The sequence below is a fragment of the uncultured Croceicoccus sp. genome, assembly GCF_947496385.1.
In the GTDB taxonomy this organism is placed as follows: Bacteria; Pseudomonadota; Alphaproteobacteria; order Sphingomonadales; family Sphingomonadaceae; genus Croceicoccus.
Genome location: NZ_CANMCP010000005.1, coordinates 118,895 through 137,549 on the forward strand (window position 1 = coordinate 118,895; position 18,655 = coordinate 137,549).

The following is an 18,655-nucleotide window of genomic DNA, read 5'->3' on the forward strand; positions in this document are numbered from 1 at the left end:
TCATCGCATCAATCCCAACCCAGATTGCTGAAGAATACGGCGAAGAATGCGTCGAGCACGATCACCATGAAGATGCCCTGCACCACCGCGATCGTCGTGCGCAGGCCGACATCCTCGGCATTGCCCTTCACCTGCATCCCCTGATAGCAGCCGGCGATGCCGATGATGAGGCCAAAGACCGGCGCCTTGATCAGGCTGATATAAAGGTCGGTGATCGGCACCACCTCGCGCACACGCAGGAGGAAGGTCCAGAACGGAATGTCGAGCGCGAAATTGGCGATGAACGCCCCGCCGATGATCGCCAGCACCGAGGAATAGAAGCCCAGCACCGGCATCAGGAACACCACTGCGAGGATGCGCGGCATCACCAGCCGCTCCATCGGCGAGACACCGATGGTCCGCATCGCGTCCACCTCCTCGGTCAGGCGCATCGTGCCGATCTGCGCGGCAAAGGCGCTCCCCGAGCGGCCCGCCACCATGATCGCGGTCATCAACACGCCGAGCTCGCGCAGCGACAGCCGCCCGGTCAGGTTGATGGTGTAGATTTCGGCGCCGAACTGCTGCAACTGCACCGCGCCCTGCTGCGCGATGACGATGCCGATGAGGAAGCTCATCAGTCCGACGATGGGCAATGCGGCGACGCCGACCACCTCGAACTGACGGACCATCGCGGTAAAGGGAAACCGGCGCGGATGGCGGATCAGCGTGAAAGACGAGGACACCACCGCGCCGAAGAAACCGACGACGCCCTTGATCCCGCTGCCGAAATTGTCGACCGCCTCGCCGACGGCGGCGGGCACGCGTTCGACCGGGCCGGGCCGCGGCGGCGCGATCGCCGCCTCGCTCTTGGCGTCCTGCACGGCGGAGATCAGCCGTTCGGCCTTTTCACTGACCCCGCGCAATTCGGCATCGAAATGCCCCGCGGCGCGCGACACGGTCCAGGCGCCGACGGTGTCGATCTCGGTAATGTCGGCAATGTCGATGACGTCGAGCGGTTCGTCGATTTCGCGGAGCCGATGATCGAGCGGCCCCACCGACGATACCGTCAGCGGCCCACTGATTTTCAACGTGCGGCCACCCTCCGCATCGATCGTATCGAAATCTGCCCATTCGCGCATGGCCATGCTCATGGGCGAAATCACGGCCCGCGACAAGCGTTTCGTAAAGGCGCCACGCAAGGTCGGTCCATTTCCGGATTTTCTTCACGCCGCATTTCGGCCCCGCCTGATCGGTCGCTGCGCGTGCCCGTGCCCCCCCCCCCCCATGCACCATGTGCGCCGCGCGTTGCGCTATACCCTTGCCCCCCTCGCCCGCCGCTGGCAAAGCGCGGGCCATGACGACGCACGAAACCGACACGCCCGCCCACACCGATCAGGCCGATGGCGGCGCCCTGCCCAAGACGTTCGACCCCGCCGGGATCGAGGCGCGATGGTACGCGCATTGGGAAGAAACCGGCCTGTTCCGGCCCGAGCGCCCGGATGCAGAGCCCTTCACCATCGTCAACCCGCCGCCCAATGTGACGGGATCGCTGCATATCGGCCACGCGCTCGACAATACGTTGCAGGACATCATGGTCCGCTACGAACGGCTGCGCGGCAAGGATGCGCTCTGGGTCGTGGGGACCGACCATGCCGGCATCGCGACGCAGATGCTGGTGGAGCGCAAGCTGGAGGCCGAGGGCGACAAGCGCACCAACCACTCGCGCGAGGATTTCATCGCGAAGGTATGGGAGTGGAAGGAAGAAAGCGGCGGCACCATCACCCGGCAATTGCGGCGGCTGGGCTGTTCCATGGACTGGAGCCGGGAGCAGTTCACGATGGACCCGCATTTTACGCAAGCGGTGCTCAAGGTGTTCGTCGACCTGCACGAACGCGGGCTGATCTACCGTGACAAGCGGCTGGTGAACTGGGATCCGAAGCTCAAGACCGCGATCTCCGACCTCGAGGTCGAGACGAAGGACGTCGCCGGCGGTTTCTGGCACTTCCGCTATCCGCTGGCCGATGGCGCGGTGCTTGCCGACGGGCGCGATTATATCGAGGTGGCGACGACCCGGCCCGAAACCATGCTCGCCGACATGGCCGTCGCGGTGCACCCCGATGACGACCGCTATGCCAGCGTGGTGGGCAAGGAGATCGTCCTGCCGATCACCGGGCGGCGCATTCCCATCGTCGCCGACGAACATGCCGACCCGGAACTCGGCAGCGGGGCTGTGAAGATCACGCCGGGCCACGATTTCAACGATTTCGAGGTCGGCAAGCGCGCCGGCTTCAAGCCCGTCGACATGCTCAACATGCTCGATGGCGAGGGCAATGTGGTGCAGACCGCCGACGGGCGCGTACCGGACGAATTCATCGGCCTGCACCGGTTCCGCCGCGATGGCACCGATGGCGCGCGCGAGGCGGTGGTGCAGCGGATGAAGGCCGACGGGTTCCTCCTCCCCCATGTCACGAAGGACGCCGACGGCAACGAGACCCAGCACGATGCCGAACCGCGCAACATCGCCACCCCCTATGGCGATCGTGGCGGCGTGGTGATCGAACCGTGGCTGACCGATCAATGGTATGTCGATGCCGCGACGCTGGCCAAACCCGCGATCGAGGCGGTGCGTTCGGGCGCGATCGAGATCGTCCCGAAGACATGGGAAAAGACCTATTTCAACTGGATGGAGAACATTCAGCCCTGGTGCGTCTCGCGCCAGCTGTGGTGGGGGCACCGCATTCCGGCGTGGTACGACGCGGACGGCACGCCCTATGTCGCCATGACCGAGGAAGAGGCGCAGACAAAGGCGGGCGCAGGCGTCGCGCTGACCCGCGACAATGACGTGCTCGACACCTGGTTCTCCTCCGCGCTGTGGCCGTTCGCGACGCTGGGCTGGCCGGAAAAGACGGATCTTCTCGCCAAGCATTACCCGAATGACCTGCTGATCTCCGGCTTCGACATCTTGTTCTTCTGGGACGCGCGCATGGCGATGCAGGGGATCGAATTCATGGGCGAAGCCCCGTGGAAACGGCTTTATCTCCATGGCCTCGTCCGCGCCGCGGATGGCGCGAAAATGTCGAAGTCGAAGGGCAATGTCGTCGATCCGCTCGGCCTGATCGAGCAGTATGGCGCCGATGCGCTGCGCTTTTTCATGGCGGCGATGGAGAGCCAGGGCCGCGACGTGAAGATGGATGAAAAGCGCGTCGAGGGCTATCGCAATTTCGCGACGAAGCTTTGGAATGCAACGCGTTTCTGCCAGGCGAACGGCATTGGCGCATCGCAAAGCGTCGCTGCGCCGCCTGCGACCAGTGCGGTCAATCGCTGGATCGTGGGTGCGGTCATCGCGGCGCAGGGCGAGCTGGACCGGGCGCTGGGCGATCTGCGCTTCGATGCGGCGGCCAATGCGATCTACCATTTCGTGTGGGACGATTTCTGCGACTGGTATGTGGAGCTGATCAAGCCTGCGCCGGGCGCGGAGATGAATGCCGAAACGCGCGCCGTCGCGGGATGGGTGCTCGACCAGATTTTCGTGATGCTGCACCCGTTCATGCCCTTCATCACCGAGGAATTGTGGCATGCGCAGGGGGAGCGCCCCTACGAATTGATCGTGGCGCAATGGCCCCGGCCCGATGCCGCCGTCGATGCCAACGCGAAGGCCGAGGTCGAATGGCTGATCGCTCTTGTCGGCAATCTGCGCGCGGCGAAGAACGAGCTGGGCATCGCGCCGGGCGCCCGGCTCGACGCCTATCTTGCCGAGCCGTCCGCCGCCGGTCGCCGCGCGATCGAGCGTAACGCCGCCGCGATCGAACGGGTCGCGCGGCTGTCGTCGGTGCAGTTCGCGCCCGCCCCCGATGGCCCCGCAATGCAGGTCGGCGCAGGCGAGGATGTGTTCGTCATCCCCCTCGAAGGGGTGATCGACATTGCGGCGGAACGTGCGCGCCTCGAAAAGGCGAAGGCCGCCGCGCAGAAGGAAGCCGACAGCCTCGCCAAGCGGCTCGACAATCCGAAATTCGTGGAAAAGGCAAAGCCCGAAGCGGTCGAAAAGGCCCGCGCCGATCACGCGCATCACATGGCGGAGGCGGAGCGGCTCGACGCGGCGCTGGCGCGGCTTGGATAAGGCCGGGCGCGCATGATGACACGCATATGCTGACCCTCGCGACCGTCACGCCGGGCGAACCCGAAATCTTCGCCTCGTTACAGGGCGAAGGCCCGTCGATGGGGCGGCCCAGCGTATTCGTGCGCGTGTCGCGGTGCAATCTCGCCTGCGTATGGTGCGACACGGCCTATACCTGGCATTTTACCGGGGACGAACGCCCGCATCGCGGGGGCGAGACATTTGCGCGGACCGCCAATCAGCTCGCCCTGCCGGAGGCGGAGGTCGCGCGCCGCGTGTTGCGCGCCGGCGCGGACCGGCTGGTGCTGACCGGCGGCGAGCCCTTGCTGCAGGGGGCGGCGCTGGCGCGGATGGTGGGCCTTGTGAAAGAAACGCGGCCCGATTTCCACGTCGAGGTCGAAACGAACGGCACCGTCGCCGCGCCCGCCGCGCTCGACCCGCTGATCGACCAATATAACGTCAGCCCGAAACTCGCGCATAGCGGCAATCCCGCCAGCCTTGCGCTCCTGCCCGACCGGATCGCGGCCTATGCCGCCGACGCGCGGGCCTTCTTCAAATTCGTGGTCGCGGACGAGGACGATGCCCGCACGGTGCTGAGCCTGCGCGACGCATTCGGCATGGCGGCCGACCGGCTTTTCCTGATGCCGGAGGGGACGGAGAGCGCGACATTGCGCGAACGGATGCAATGGCTGGCACCGTTCTGTCAGCAGCACGGCCTCCGCCTGTCGGACAGGCTGCACATTCACCTCTACGGCGATACGCGCGGGACCTGAGCGCGGGCGCGTCCTATCGCGGTCCCTATCGCGATTGCGCGCGCCAGCGTCCCACGATGCGCTCCACAGCCTCGCTTTCGCCGCCGGTCTCGTTCCACAATGCGGCAAAGCTGGGATCGTCGGACGCGGGGCGCTTTTCCTCCTCCAGATCGTCGAAGGTCACGCGCATCGGGATCGCCGTGCCCTCGCCGCACACGATGCATTCCCGGTTGCGCAGCGCCGGAATCGCGGCGAGGAAGCCGCGCGCACCCTCCGGCATGGCGGCCTTCACGAAATCCTGGTCCCGCTCGTTATTGAGCCGCATCGACAGGATGGTCCCGCATTGCGAAAGCACCCCTTCGGCAAGATCCGACGGACGCTGCGTAATGAGGCCGAGCGAGATGCCGTATTTGCGCCCTTCCTTCGCAATGCGCGACAGGATGCGCCCGACCGACGAACCGTCCGCATTGCGTTCGTTCGGCACGTATCGGTGCGCCTCCTCGCATACCAGGAGGATCGGACGTGTCTTTTCATCGCGGCCCCAGATGGCGAAATCGAACACCAGCCGCGACAACACCGCCACCACCGTGCTGGTGATTTCGGACGGCACGCCCGATACGTCGATGATCGAAATGGGCTTGCCCTCGCCCGGCATGCGGAAAATGCGTTGCAGGAACCCGGCCATCGTATCGGCCACCAGCATGCCGGAAAACATGAACTGATACCGCGGATCGGTCTTGATCTCGTCGATCTTGCTTTTCACCCGCATGAAGGGGGCGGTGTTGGTCGCCTTGTCGAGCTTGCCCATTTCGGCGGTGATCGCGCCGGTCAGGTCGGACAGGAGGTAGGGGATCGGCGCGTCCACGGTCAGCTTGCCGATCTGTTCGGCGAGCCTGTTCTTCGACCGGGCATGCAGCAGGCATTTGGCGAGGATGTCCATGTCCGCCTGCCGGTCGGGGCCTTCGTTGGTGATGAAAACCTCGCAATGTTCCTCGAAATTCATGAGCCAGTACGGCATGCGCAGGTTCGTCACGTCGAGGATTTCGCCATTGCCCGCAAAGGCCGCGGAATATTCGCCGTGCGGGTCGATCATCACGACATGCCCCTCCGGCGCCATCTGGCAAATGCGGTGGAGGATGAGCGCCGCACTCGTCGATTTGCCCGTGCCGGTGGAGCCGAGTAGCGCGAAATGCTTGCCCAGCATCGCGTCGACATAGAGGCCCGCGCGGATATTGCGGGTGGGAAACACCTTGCCGATCTGGATATTGGGGCGCCCGTCACTGGCGTAAATCTGCTCCAGATCGGAATTGGTCGCGGGGTATACCTCTGCACCGGGGACGGGATACTGGCTGATGCCGCGGCGGAAACCGCGGATCCGGTTGGTGACCCTTTCGTGCTGCCCCTCCCCCAGAAAGTCGATCTCGGCGATGATCCGCCCGGTCGCGAGGTCCTGTTTCTGTGTGCGGACATTGGCCAGAAGCCAGTTCGACCCGGCCCGCACCTTGATCTGGCTCCCGACAAGGCCGGCAAGCTGCACCGTCGGGTCCTCGTCGCAGGCGCAGGCCTTCAACGCCTCCGGATCGAGCACGGCGCGCGACGAATCGCCGGCGATGTCGCACACCATGCCGATCGGCCGGGACGCGGCGCCGGATGGCGTCACGGCGGCATCCGGCGAGGCCGCGGCGGAATCGGCGACGAATTGCGAGACCATGTCGTTCATTGGGCGATACCATTCTCGATAGACTGAAACATTCGTCCACGAGTGCTATCGCCGCAGGGTTAACGCCCTCTAAACACCGCGCCGGATCGCGGCGCGTCAGGCCATCGCGAACAGGCGCCCGGCGCCCCACCCCATCAGCACCGACAACACCATGGCCGTCAGACCGTAGAGAAACGCCTGCCGGATGGAGAACAGCTCGATCCCGCGTTCGAAGCCGCGCTTGACCACGGTGACTTCGCTCGTGGCGGACGCGACCACGCGGCCATCGGCAATGGCGAAGGTTTCGGCCGTATATTCGCCGGTGATCACGCTCGACGGGAGGGGGATGCGCGCCTGATACAGGACATCCCCGCTGATGGTGACGCCATCGTCGTCCTGCCGGTAAAGGCCGGAGGCGACGCGCTTTTCCACCAAACCGGCGGCAAAGCGCACCTGCTCGTCCGGGTCGATCGTGCCGATAGGCGACAATTGCAGCCAGCGCAGCCCAAGCTCGTAAATCGCGGCGGTCCGCTCATCGACGATCCGGTCGACAGGCCGCGACGAGGCCAGCGCATAGAACGACGGGGCTGAGCGCAGATTGGTGCTGTCGGCATTGATCCACATGCCGAGGCGCTTCTGCTTTTCGCGCAGGGTGATCGATTGCAGCGGACCTTTGAGGACGACGACGATATCATATTGCCGGTCCGGGTCGGGCCGCGTCCCGTCGGGTTCGAGAATCGCCCCGTAAAGGAGCAGGTCCGCCCCGGTGAAGCCCTGCCGCACGACGATTTCATGCTGCGATATTTCCGGCACCAAAATCGGGTCGCGCGCACCGGTCGCACCCACGAGGATGCACAAGCCGGCAAGGATGCGCCAAAACCGCCTCACAACGGTTCCACCGTGTAGATTTCGGACGGCCGGAACGTCAGCCCCACCGCCATGCCGAGCGCCACGGCAAGCACCAGCGCCGCCAGCACCAGCCGCAGGATTTCAGGCCGCGCGTTCGACGCAAAGCGCGCCCCCACCTGCGCCCCCGTCACCGAACCGAGCAGCAGCAGCGCGGCCAGCACGATATCGACCGCCCGCGTGGTGAGCGCGTGCATCATCGTCGTCGCCATCGTCACGAACAGAATCTGAAACAGCGAGGTGCCGACAACGACCTGCGCGCTCATCCCCAGAACGTAGAGCATCGCGGGCACGAGCAGAAATCCGCCGCCGATCCCCATCAGCATGGTGAGCACGCCCACCCCCATGCCAAGCAGGAGCGGCGCCAGCGGGGAGATATAAAGACCCGAGCGATAGAACCGCCAGCGCAGCGGCAATGTCGCGACGAGTGGATGGTGCCGCCGTTTCGTCGCCGGTTTGGCAAAGCGGGAAAGATGGCGCGAAAACACCTGCGGCACCGATTCGCGTGCCATCACGATGCCAATGCTGCCCAGCACGACGACATAGAGGATGTTGATCACGACATCGATCTGACCCAACGCGGAAAGCAGGTTGAACAGCACCGCGCCGATGCCGGTGCCGATGACGCCGCCGGCCACCATCACGCCGCCAATCTGGAAATCGATGCCGCCGCGCCGCGCATGGGCAAAGGCGCCCGATACGCTGGCCCCGGTGACCTGGCTCGCGGCGGAGGCGGCGGCCACGGTCGGCGGCACGCCGTAGAAGATCAGCAGCGGCGTGGTCAAAAACCCGCCGCCCACGCCGAACACACCCGAAAGCAGCCCAGTCAGACCGCCCAGAAGGACGATGACCAGACCGTTTACCGAAAGATTCGCAATCGGGAGATAGACATCCATCGCCGGCCGCCGGAATTGCCGCCAACGAATGGGCGGCTATGGCGGCTTATGCACAAATGCTGCGCCTGTGTCTGCACCCGGCGGGACTGTTTTTGCGGATTATTTCGCTGTTATAGCGCAATCGCGGCGATCAGAACCCTGCCGAAAGCGTGAGCACGGGACCGGAGCCCGGCTCCGCATCGCCCGCCACCCTTTGCCGCCAATCGACCGCGATGCGGGCAAAGCCCGGCCCCACAGGCACGAACGCGGCGACAGTGGGACCGACATCGACGCGCGCGGCCCCGCTCTGCGCACCCGCCCTCGCGCCCGCGCCGGCGCGGACCGCCGTCCGCCCCGCCCGCATGATTTCCCGCGAGAGCCGGATCTGACCATCGGCAAAGGCGGTGGCATCGCGCCCACCGACATAGCCCGCCTGCACATAGCTCTCCGCCTCGATATTGAGGGGGAGCGATACGAGCGGCGGGCCGGCGACCGCGACGATGGCGGGCCGCACCTGCGTCTCGGTGGCAAAGCGCCCAATGCGCGCCTCCGCCAGGATTTCGACCGGGACGCGCGACAAAGGCCGCACCCCGAAGCCGAGGGCGAGCTCATCCTGCCGCGGGCCGTCGATGGCGCTCGTGATGCGGGCGTGGGCGCGCGGATCATGCCTACCCGGCGAACCAAGGCGATACCGCACGATCGCCCCGGCCTGGCTCCCGCCATAGGATGACGCACCGATCCCCGCCGCCGCGGCCCCGCTCTCCCGCAACAGCAACCATCCATCCGCGGACCAGCGTGATGGCCCCTTCGCGGCGCCCCGTATCGCCGACGCCCCCGAAAACCCCGGGGCAGCTTCGCGTTCGCGCGGGACGGGCACCGCGTCGGATGCGGCGCGCGCGGCGGCGGACGGCGAAGTTCCCGCGGCCATTCCCCCGCCCGCCGCACGCCCCGTGGCAGCGCCGCGCGCGGACGGCGGGATTGGGCGCCGGTGCGGGGCAACGTCTGCGAACCGGGTCGGGGCACCTGTCCGCGACCCGGTCGCCGCCAGCGGGCCTCCGCCCCGGCGCAAGGCCATGCGCCCGTCGCCTTGCCCTGCCGCGTCGAAGAAGCCTTGTCTGTCACCCAATGCCGGCGTTTCGAGCGCCGGTCCGCGTCGTTGCGCAGTCATGGGCGGGCCTGCATCCGCCCCCTCCGACGCCACCGGAAGCGGGAGCGGCGGGAGCAGCAGGTCGCGCCCCGGCCCGGTCACGCGGAATGCCATCCACGCTCCCGCAATCGCGACCAGCGCGACCAGCGGCGCCCCCCGCTTCACGTCGCATGCTCGGCAGGATGGAAATCATGCTCGGTCTTTTCCCAGCGTGTCGGCTCGCCGCGCAGCGAGCGCGCATATCGCACGAGGGCGAGCCGCGCCGCGATGATTGCGATGATATTCGCAACCGGGATGCGCACCACCGCGGCGAGCCCCTCTTCCCAACCATATTCGCGCGTCACCGTCGCCGCCCGCACCAATGCGCGCCATGCAAAGGCGGCGGTCGTGATGACCAGCATCCAGTCGACCACGAGCGGCAATTCGCGCACCCGGTACCAGCCCAGCCATTGCGCCACCGCCAGAGCACCCGTCAGGACGAAGGCGACATAGGCTGCAGCCAGCACGATCGCGACGAGCGGCCCGCGCCGGTCGCGCATCCGCATCCACAATTCGAACGGATGCGAGGCCCAGCCCAGCGTGTCCCACCCGTCAAAAGCGATGCCCTGCAACCAGCGCGCCTTTTGCCGCACCGCAGCGTCCAACCGGTGCGGAAACGGCGAACGCGTCGCGATGAGCGTGCCATCGGCGGCTCGCACCCGGACAAAGCGCCCGCCCTTCCCCGCGCGATCCTGCGGCGGACCGGCGCGCGACGGTCGAGAGCGCGCCGCACGGCCGATCTTCATGCCAAGCTCGTAATCCTCGGTCAGCGCGTCGGGGGTGAACGGCGCATCGCGGTCGTCGCGCTCCATCGTGCGGGCGAGCGCCTCGCGCGAAAAGGCACAGCCCACCCCCGCCGCCGGAATTCCCGCGCCCAGCCGGTCCCGCACGACCATTTCGCGCAGATGCGCCTCGGTAAACTCGTCGGTGTAATGGCCCGCGATCCACGTGCTGCGCGATTGCGGTTCGGGCCGCACGGGCAATTGCACGAAATCGGCATCGTGGAGTGCCTCGTCCACCAGCGTCAGCGCGTCGGGATGGACCATGTCCTCCGCATCCTGAAGCAGGATGGCGCGATACTGGCGGGCGGACGCGATTTCGTCGCGCACCATCGCGTGCCAGATCGCGTTGAGGCAATCGCCCTTCGTCGTAGGTCCGTCATGCCCGACGACGACCGGACGCACGCGCCGGTCGGCCCGCGCCACCACCGCAATGGCACGCGCGGTCGCCGCATCGTTGGGATAGCATCCGACATAGATGCGCAGGTCGCGATGGGGCCAGGTGCGCAGGCAATGCGACAACATCGTGCCGATGACCCGCGCTTCGTGCCAGGCCGGGACATAAAGCGCGATCGGCCCGGAAAGCTCGGCCGGAAGCGCAGCGTCGAGCACGCGGGTGCGGCCCTTTCCGGCAAGGTGCAGGCCCGCCCAGACCCCGTCCATCAGCAATTCGTCAAGCGCGCCGACACAGAACCAGAAACCGGCAAACAGTAACAATTCCAGCCGGATCGCGTCGACCCCGGCAAAGAATGCAGGCACCCACCCCGTTTCTGCGACCCACATCCCTTATCCCCCCCGCGCCCCAGAGGCGCTCGGTGCAACTTTGCTTACAAAGCCGCCCGGTGTCTTGCAAGGCCCGCCAATTTCGGGAAAAGGGGGCGGCATGAACGCTTTCTTCGCATCCACAGCATCGAGCCCGGTCGTTTTCGGCCCTTGCCGCCTCACCCGCGCAAGACAGGGTGCACGCCCATGGTGATCGCCACGAAAGAAGTTCTTAACCGCACGCTCAAGCGGTTTTTCGACAGCGAGGCGTCCTCGGGCATCCTGCTCATCGTGGTCGCGATCCTGGCGATGCTGGTGGCCAATTCGCCGCTCGCCCACGGCTATCACGACCTGTTCCACGGCAAGCTCGCTTGGACGCCGATTCCCAAGCTCGACACGCTGCACATGTGGATCAACGATGCGTTGATGGTGATCTTCTTCTTCGTCGTCGGGCTGGAGATCAAGCGCGAGGTGGCCAATGGCGCGCTCTCCAATCCGGAGGCGCGGCGCCTGCCGGTGATCGCCGCCTTCGCCGGGATGGCCGCGCCCGCCGCCGTGTTCCTGCTCGTGATCAGAAGCGCGGGCGAAACCGGGCTGACCAATGGCTGGGCCATTCCGGCCGCGACCGACATCGCCTTTGCCATGGGGGTCATGGGCCTGCTTGGCAACCGGGTGCCGTCCTCGCTGCGCCTGTTCCTGCTCACCGTGGCGATCGTGGACGACATCGGCGCGGTCGCGATCATCGCGCTGTTCTATACCGCGAATATCAAGCTTTTGTGGATCATCCTGTCGATGGTCGTGCTGGGCGTGATGATCGCGTGCAACCGGTTCCGGATCGACCGGTCCTGGGCCTATGCCCTGCTGGCGATCGTGCTTTGGTTCTGCGTGCTGAATTCCGGCGTGCATGCGACCATTGCCGGCGTCCTTGCCGCGTTCACGATCCCCATGCGCCTCGACGCGAAGGGGGACAGCCCGTTGCTGCGCTTCGAACATGCGCTGCTGCCGTGGAATGCGTTTCTCGTGGTGCCGCTTTTCGGGTTTGCCAATGCGGGGGTGGAGCTTGCCGGCGTCGGGCTGGCGGGGGCGTTGGCGCCCTTGCCGCTGGGCATTGCGGCGGGTCTCGTCATCGGGAAGCAGGTCGGGATTTTCAGCGCCGTCACCATCGCGGACAAGCTCGGCCTGGCAAAACGTCCCAAAGGCGCGTCGATCATGCAATTGTGGGGAACCGCCGTGCTGTGCGGGATCGGCTTCACGATGAGCCTGTTCATCGCCGCGCTTGCCTTCCCGCGCTATCCCATATTGGTGGAGGAAGCGAAGATCGGCGTTCTGTCGGGCTCGCTCATCTCCGCCCTTCTGGGGTTTGCGCTGCTGCGCTTTGCCCCCGGTCCGCGCGGCGATACGGAGGAAGAGCAGGAGACGCAGACCGCCTGAGCGGGTTTGCGCGATCTGCGAGAAAAAAGGGGCGCCGGTGTCGATCCGGCGCCCCTTTTCACATGCGTAATCTATGCGAGATCACCAGCTTCCGGTGTTTTCCATGCTCGCCCATGGCTCCTGCGGCGGCAGATGCCCGTCCTGCAACAGCTCCACCGAAATGCCGTCGGGCGTGCGCACGAAGGCCATGTGTCCGTCGCGCGGGGGACGGTTGATGGTGTGCCCCGCGGCAGCCAGCCTGGCGCAGGTGTCATAGATATTCTCGACCTGATAGGCGAGATGACCGAAATTGCGCCCGCCGGCATAGACCTCGGGCGCGCTGCCATCCTCCGCCGGCCAGTTCCAGGTCAGCTCGACCTCGGCAATGCCCTCTTCACCCGGCGCGGCGAGGAAGACGAGCGTGAAGCGGCCGCCTTGCGATTCCTGCCGCCGCACTTCGTGCACGCCGATCAGTTCGAAAAAGGCAAGCGTCGCGTCGATGTCGGTGACGCGGATCATCGTGTGGAGAAATTTGGTCATGAAGCCCCTCGTTCGGACGCGGTGATGGCAGCGCCCGCTCCGGTTGAGCAGGCGATGCCGCAGCCGCCCCCTTCGCATTTGCCGCGGCGCAGCGCGAGGGTTTTTCCGGATCGGGAGGGGTGGCGACGACCGGTTCGGGACGGCCCACTTCTGCGGACCGCCCCGAAATCCGGATGACGCGATCAGAAGCCGGCCGAAACGCCGAACACGATCTGACTGTCGGCGATGGAACCGCCGTTCTTGGTGTTCTGGAAATTCGGCAGCAGATAGGCCGATTCCGCACGGCTGATGTCGGTGTCGACATAGGCGACGCTGAGCGTGAGCGGACCCAGCGCGTAGCCTGCACCCAGCGACCAGTCGAGATAGGTGCCGGTCGGCGCGATGCTGGTGCCGTTGGGGCCGAGGCCGGGGTTACCGTCCGAATAGCCGAGATGCGCGCTGAGCGAGATCGGCGAGTTGGGAATGCCGGTCGACAGGTCGCCCCAGATGTAGAGATTGTCTTCCTTCTGCCCGTTGCTGAACGGCGTGGCGGCCACATTGGCCAGCGCTTCCTGCTTGGGCGCGTAGGCGACACCGACGAGCACGTCCGCCGGGCCGAGACCGTAGCCGACCTTTACATAAGGTTCGGCGAAATCGGTCGTGTCCGAGCCGCCCGGATACATGTACCAGGTCAGGCCGACATCGACCGACGCGTTCTGAAGCTCGAACACGTAGCCGCCGTAGAGGTCGAGTTCCATGTTGGAGCCGCCAAACGTGCCCCAGCCCGCGAGGTTCGACGCCCAGGTCCCCGCATAGAGCCCCGATTCGTGCGAAACGGAGATACCGCCTTGAAGCGCCATTTCCTCATCGGTCTGCGAAACGCCGCGGAACCGGTAATCGGAAACCAGCGCGACATCGGCGGAAACCTCGAACGGTCCGGGAGGGGCGACATCCTGTGCATGGGCGGTGCCGGCCATCATGGTCCCGACAACGAGAGCGGCGCCCAGGGCGCGGCGGGTGAAAGCGGTCATAGCGATTTAATCCCTTTTATTATCCAAGACCCTCTTCCTCCTGGATGCTTGCGCCATGGCCTCTTTTCGTTGCGGGCTGATGTGCACTTGCGCAACAAAACTGCAGAATAATGCCGCATTGCACAAGCGTTAACTCGCTCTTCATCACCGACCAATCATAAGGTGTGTGGTTTTTGCAACGCGGCATCGGCGCTACCCTCGCGGATCGGCTTGGACCGGACGGGCTTTTGCCGTAGCGAACCGGCTTTCGCGCAACAGACAGAGAGACATGTTTCGAAAACTGGGCAATCTTATGGGACGATCGCGCGATGATGCATCCGCTCCCTCCGTTCCCGCGGGGCAGCGAGTCTATGCGATCGGCGACATTCACGGCCGGCTGGACCTGTTCGACGCGCTGATCGCGAAGATCCGCGCCGACGATGCCACCCGCCCCGCCGCGGAAACGACGATCGTCCTGCTCGGCGACCTGATCGACCGCGGTCCCGACAGCGCCGGCGTGGTCGAACGCGCCCGCGAACTGTCGCAGGCCGGCGACATGCGCGCGATCATCGGCAATCACGAGGAAATGTTCCTTCGCGCGCTGGGGGATCCCGATGCGCTGCGCCATTTCCTGAAAGTCGGGGGCAAGGAAACGATCCTGTCCTATCCGGTCCCGAACGAGGCGTATCGCGATGCGACGCTGGACGAATTGTGCGCTCTGCTGGCGCAATACGTGCCCGACGAACATCTGGCCTATCTGCGCGCGATGGAAACGCATGTCGTGATCGGCGATTACCTGTTCGTGCATGCCGGTATCAAACCGGGCGTGGATATTGCCGAGCAGAGCGCGCGCGACCTGCGCTGGATCCGGGAGCCGTTCCTGTCGCATCCGGGGCCGCACAGCCATTGCATCGTGCACGGCCACACCATCCGCGAGGAGGTGGAAATCCTGCCTTCGCCGAAACGTCCGCACCGGATCGGGATCGACACCGGCGCCTATTCCTCCGGACGGTTGACGGCGATCGGGCTGGAGGCGCGCGAGCGGTGGTTCATCGAGGCTGCGCTGCCGTAAAACACCGTGCGCGTGCCAAAATGATGCCGGGGGGCCTGTAAGCCGGGTTCTGTATCGCGCGCCCGTTTCCGCCGTGCCCTTGCAGGCGGCGGCGGACGCGGCGCACGATGGCAGCCATTCCTCTAGACGCCATGTCGCCACGGCGTTCCAGCAACCAACCCGGGCGATCACGGTCCGAAACGGACCTGCCTGTGGCACGAAGCCTTCGGCGCGCCGCCCCTATTCGGTCTTGCTCCGGATGGGGTTTACCATGCCGCGAACCGTTGCCGGCCGCGCGGTGCGCTCTTGCCGCACCCTTTCACCCTTGCCTGTGTCCGCATGCGGACCATCGGCGGTCTGCTCTCTGTGGCACTGTCCCTGAGCTTCGGCGCGGTGCGCAATGCACCATCGCCTCGCCCGGCGGGCGTTACCCGCCATCCTCGTTTCGTGGAGCCCGGACTTTCCTCGGCGCACCAACGGTTTCCCGTGATGCGACGCGGCTGCCCGGCCCCCCGGCACGCCCCTATCTAGCGTTTCCGCGGTCGCGGTCCAGCAATAATGCGAAAAGCAGCGCGCGCACCTGCCCGTCGATGACGCCGTCGATCCGTTCGGGGCGAAAGCGCCGCTGAAACGCGCGGACGGCGGCGGGGCCATCGGTAATGTCGTAACCGAACCGTTCGAGCGCCAGATAGAACGCCCCGTCATTGTCGAACGGATCGCCCAGCTTTACCGCAGGCCGCGGCAGCGCCAGCCGCAATTTCGCCAGCCGCTCCCAATCGAACAGCTCGCCGGGGTCTTCCTTGCGCTCCGGCGCCACATCGGAATGGCCGACGATATTGGCGCGCGGCACGTCATGACGCTCGATAATGCCGGACAACAGCAGGATCAGCGCCTGCATCTGTTCCTCGGTAAACGGGACGTAGCCGTGGGTATGCCCCGGATTGTCGAGCTCGATCCCGATGCTGGCCGAATTGACGTCGGTATGCCCGCGCCAGTACGATTTTCCCGCATGCCATGCCCGCTTCGTTTCGGGGACGAGCCGGATGACCTCCCCCGCGCGCGTGATGCAGTAATGCGCGCTCACCGCCGCGTCGGGGTTGCACATCTTGTCGATGGCATTCTCGACATCGGGCATGTCGGTGTAATGGATGACCACCATGCTCACCGGCAGGGTGCGTTCGTTGAAATTGGGGGACAGCATCTCGCGATGCACGATCTCGCCGGGACGCGGACCGCGCGGGAGCGGCCCCGTTTCGCGCGGGCGGTCAGTCATGGGGGATGACCGCACCCAGGATCAGCGAGCCTTCGCTTATCGCATGCTGCACCGCGCCGCCGCTGTCGGCTGCGACCAGCCGGACAAGCTCGGCCGCGGCGGTATGCGCCGACAGATCCTGTGCCGCGACCTTCCCGTCGAGCGCATGGCCCAGCTCCGCGTCGAACACGACCCGCTGCCCTTCGGCGCGCAGGGCGATTTCATGCGCCCCGGCCGTTTCCTCCGCCGCGACGGAGAGGGTGCCGCCGCGGGGCATGGCCTCGATCCCCATCATGGCGAGATTGAGCAGCACCTTGGCCGCCGGTTTGGGCAAGGTCGGCACGGCCACGGCCCAATCCACCTTCACGTCGCGCGCCTCGCCCGCCAGCGTCTCGACCAGTTCCTGAAGGTCGCGGCTCGGCAATTGCGAATCGAAACCGCCCGCAACCCCGAAGGCGAGCCGGAAAAAGCGCAGCTTTGCCGACGCGCGCCGGGCGCCTTGCGACAAGAGCGTCACGCATTGCTCCCGCATGCCCGGATCGCTCTCATCCTCGAGCAGTTCGACGCCATTGATCATGCCGCCCACCGGCGAAAGCAGATCATGGCAAAGGCGGGAACACAGCAGGCTGGCCAGATGGGTGCAGTCTGCGGTCAAGTCACGGTCGGCCATGGGCGGGAACCTTGTCGGAGCGAATGGGTGGCGGGCAATGCGCGGCAACGCATCCTTGCCGGCACGAAAACGGAAGGGCCGTGCCATAGCGGCACAACGGGCAACAGGAAAGGCCCGCCAGCCGTTCGTCCGCAAAACGCAGCCGGCGGCCCCCGGGCTACTCCACCGCGCCGACCCGCATTTCGGATTTCAGCCGCGACGCGTCGGCAAGATTGGCGAGATCCTTCGCCGTCCCCTCCCCGTAAAGCGGCAGCAGGCGGCGGTTCAGCGTGAGGACGAGCGTGCCATCCTCGATCGAGAGGTCCGACGCGACAAGCGATCCGATCGACGCCCCGCCGAGCCGTTGACACAGCCGCACGGCCAGACCCCAGATGCGCCCCTCGCGCAATTGCTTCTCGCTCGCCATCGCGGCGACGTCATCGGGCACCGGTTCGGCGCGAATGGCAGCCAGCAATGCGGAGGCCAGCATCGCGCGTTCGGACGGCAGGATCGCCATCCACCGCTTGCGCAGCGCCCAGTCGAGCACGTGCTGCCGGCGCAGGTTGGGCTCGATGTCCCGGCTCGCCAGGGTAAGCAATATCGCGGCAAGATGCAGGCTCTCCCCGGCATAGCCGCCATCCTTGCGCACGGCCGCGCTCCACCCCGCGATCATCGTCGCCAGCCGCGGCGACCCGCCCCTCTCCGCGGTAAAGGCGGCCACATCGGTGACGAGCGGATCGCCGCTGCGCGTTTCGGGGCCCAGCCTGCGGAACAACAGCCCTTCGCGAAGACCCCATGCGCAGATGCGGATCGTATCCGGCTTCAATTCGCGGCACAGCACCGCCAGCAATGCCGCCGTGTCGGGAAGGGTTTCCCGCCGCGAGGACGATATGCGGCCAAAATCGTTCAGCGCCTTGACGCTGCTATCCGCCAGCATCCGGGCGAGCGAAAGCGCCTCGTCCGCATCGATGATATAGCCATGCGCATCTTCGAGCGGGCTTTGCGCGCGGATCATCGCATATTGGCCGAACGCACGGAACGATCCCCCCACGAGGTACAGCGTCTGCCCCTTGATCCTGGAAAGTTCGGCCTCTTTCAGCATTTTGGCGACCTTCGCGCCAAATTTCGCATCGCCTTTCTCGCGAAGGGGCGGCAGGCGCAGCGTACCGAGCGGCAGGCTGATTCCCGCCTGCGGCGCCGCGCCATCGACGGGCACGAGTTCGAGACTGCCCCCGCCCAGATCGGCGACCATGCCGGTCGCGCCGGGAAATGCGCCCAGCACCCCCTGCGCCGAGGCCTCGGCCTCTTCCTCCCCGCTCAACAGGCGGGGCGCAAAGCCCAGACCACGCACCGCGTTCAGGAATTCCGGCCCGTTCTCCGCGTCGCGCACGGCGGCGGTCGCGACGACCTCCACGTCGGCGACCTCCATCTCCTCGACCAGAAGCGCAAAACGGGCGAGCGCGGCCAGCGCCTGCTCGGCCGCGGCGTCGGCGATGCGCCCGGTCGTGGCAAGATCGCGGCCGAGACGCGCGGTCACCTTTTCATTGTGCAGCGGGCGCGGCACGCGCAGCGGCCCGTCATAGATGACAAGGCGCACGGTGTTCGAGCCGATGTCGACGATGGCCCGGCGCGGGCCGTTGCGGCTCCACCCCGAACGCAGGCTGCTCCTGCGCGTCATCGCGCGGTGTCCGTGGTTCGGGATTGGCCCGGCC

The 18,655-nt window shown here is 66.1% G+C and carries 15 protein-coding genes and 1 other RNA gene; 4 read left to right on the plus strand and 12 right to left on the minus strand.

Annotated elements, in window-relative coordinates:
* Positions 1 to 8: 8 nt before the first annotated feature.
* Positions 9 to 1,118 carry an ABC transporter permease gene (locus tag Q0897_RS09930; protein ID WP_299309369.1) on the minus strand — a complete coding sequence of 370 codons (1,110 nt, stop codon included), beginning with the start codon at positions 1,116 to 1,118 and terminating at the stop codon, positions 9 to 11.
* Between the two features lie 215 nt (positions 1,119 to 1,333).
* Between Q0897_RS09930 and Q0897_RS09935 the strand changes: the two genes are divergently transcribed.
* Together Q0897_RS09935 and Q0897_RS09940 are read left to right on the plus strand one after the other, a co-directional pair.
* Positions 1,334 to 4,096: a valine--tRNA ligase gene (locus Q0897_RS09935; protein ID WP_299309233.1), complete on the plus strand. Its 2,763-nt coding sequence runs from the start codon at positions 1,334 to 1,336 to the stop codon at positions 4,094 to 4,096.
* Between the two features lie 26 nt (positions 4,097 to 4,122).
* The gene (locus tag Q0897_RS09940) at positions 4,123 to 4,866 is read left to right on the plus strand and encodes a 7-carboxy-7-deazaguanine synthase QueE (protein ID WP_299309234.1); all 744 of its coding nucleotides are present in this window, start codon (positions 4,123 to 4,125) and stop codon (positions 4,864 to 4,866) included.
* A 25-nt stretch (positions 4,867 to 4,891) separates the two neighbouring features.
* On the opposite strand, the gene Q0897_RS09945 is transcribed toward Q0897_RS09940, so the two are convergent.
* The 5 genes from Q0897_RS09945 to Q0897_RS09965 form a co-directional block, all read right to left on the minus strand.
* Positions 4,892 to 6,565 carry a DUF87 domain-containing protein gene (locus Q0897_RS09945; RefSeq protein ID WP_299309235.1) on the minus strand — a complete coding sequence of 558 codons (1,674 nt, stop codon included), beginning with the start codon at positions 6,563 to 6,565 and terminating at the stop codon, positions 4,892 to 4,894.
* Positions 6,566 to 6,661: 96 nt separating this feature from the next.
* Complete coding sequence (locus Q0897_RS09950) at positions 6,662 to 7,432, minus strand: TIGR02186 family protein (RefSeq protein ID WP_299309236.1); 771 nt, start codon at positions 7,430 to 7,432, stop codon at positions 6,662 to 6,664.
* Positions 7,429 to 8,346: a sulfite exporter TauE/SafE family protein gene (locus Q0897_RS09955; RefSeq protein ID WP_299309237.1), complete on the minus strand. Its 918-nt coding sequence runs from the start codon at positions 8,344 to 8,346 to the stop codon at positions 7,429 to 7,431. The genes Q0897_RS09950 and Q0897_RS09955 overlap by 4 nt, the downstream gene beginning before the upstream one ends.
* A gap of 130 nt (positions 8,347 to 8,476) precedes the next feature.
* Entirely contained in the window at positions 8,477 to 9,637 is a 1,161-nt protein-coding gene (locus Q0897_RS09960; protein ID WP_299309239.1) for a hypothetical protein, read from the minus strand.
* Entirely contained in the window at positions 9,634 to 11,073 is a 1,440-nt protein-coding gene (locus Q0897_RS09965; protein WP_299309240.1) for a glycosyl transferase family protein, read from the minus strand. The genes Q0897_RS09960 and Q0897_RS09965 overlap by 4 nt, the downstream gene beginning before the upstream one ends.
* A gap of 186 nt (positions 11,074 to 11,259) precedes the next feature.
* On the opposite strand from Q0897_RS09965, the gene nhaA reads away from it, so the two are divergent.
* Positions 11,260 to 12,483: a Na+/H+ antiporter NhaA gene (gene nhaA / locus Q0897_RS09970; RefSeq protein WP_299309241.1), complete on the plus strand. Its 1,224-nt coding sequence runs from the start codon at positions 11,260 to 11,262 to the stop codon at positions 12,481 to 12,483.
* A gap of 81 nt (positions 12,484 to 12,564) precedes the next feature.
* Here nhaA and Q0897_RS09975 read toward each other — a convergent pair whose 3' ends face one another.
* Together Q0897_RS09975 and Q0897_RS09980 are read right to left on the minus strand one after the other, a co-directional pair.
* A complete protein-coding gene (locus Q0897_RS09975; protein ID WP_299309242.1) occupies positions 12,565 to 13,002 on the minus strand; it encodes a VOC family protein in 438 nt (145 codons plus the stop codon).
* A gap of 182 nt (positions 13,003 to 13,184) precedes the next feature.
* Positions 13,185 to 14,012 (minus strand): TorF family putative porin, encoded by an 828-nt coding sequence (locus Q0897_RS09980; protein WP_299309243.1) that lies wholly within the window; start codon positions 14,010 to 14,012, stop codon positions 13,185 to 13,187.
* A 292-nt stretch (positions 14,013 to 14,304) separates the two neighbouring features.
* Between Q0897_RS09980 and Q0897_RS09985 the strand changes: the two genes are divergently transcribed.
* Positions 14,305 to 15,063 carry a metallophosphoesterase family protein gene (locus tag Q0897_RS09985; protein WP_299309244.1) on the plus strand — a complete coding sequence of 253 codons (759 nt, stop codon included), beginning with the start codon at positions 14,305 to 14,307 and terminating at the stop codon, positions 15,061 to 15,063.
* A 22-nt stretch (positions 15,064 to 15,085) separates the two neighbouring features.
* On the opposite strand, the gene rnpB is transcribed toward Q0897_RS09985, so the two are convergent.
* From rnpB to Q0897_RS10005, 4 genes are all read right to left on the minus strand, one after another.
* Positions 15,086 to 15,558: RNase P RNA component class A (gene rnpB / locus Q0897_RS09990), an RNA gene on the minus strand.
* A 7-nt stretch (positions 15,559 to 15,565) separates the two neighbouring features.
* Positions 15,566 to 16,315 (minus strand): N-acetylmuramoyl-L-alanine amidase, encoded by a 750-nt coding sequence (locus tag Q0897_RS09995; RefSeq protein WP_299309245.1) that lies wholly within the window; start codon positions 16,313 to 16,315, stop codon positions 15,566 to 15,568.
* On the minus strand, positions 16,308 to 16,964 hold the full coding sequence (locus Q0897_RS10000) for a histidine phosphotransferase family protein (protein WP_299309246.1): 657 nt from the start codon (positions 16,962 to 16,964) through the stop codon (positions 16,308 to 16,310). The genes Q0897_RS09995 and Q0897_RS10000 overlap by 8 nt, the downstream gene beginning before the upstream one ends.
* Before the next feature lie 157 nt (positions 16,965 to 17,121).
* Positions 17,122 to 18,621 carry an exopolyphosphatase gene (locus Q0897_RS10005; protein ID WP_299309247.1) on the minus strand — a complete coding sequence of 500 codons (1,500 nt, stop codon included), beginning with the start codon at positions 18,619 to 18,621 and terminating at the stop codon, positions 17,122 to 17,124.
* Positions 18,622 to 18,655: the final 34 nt, after the last annotated feature.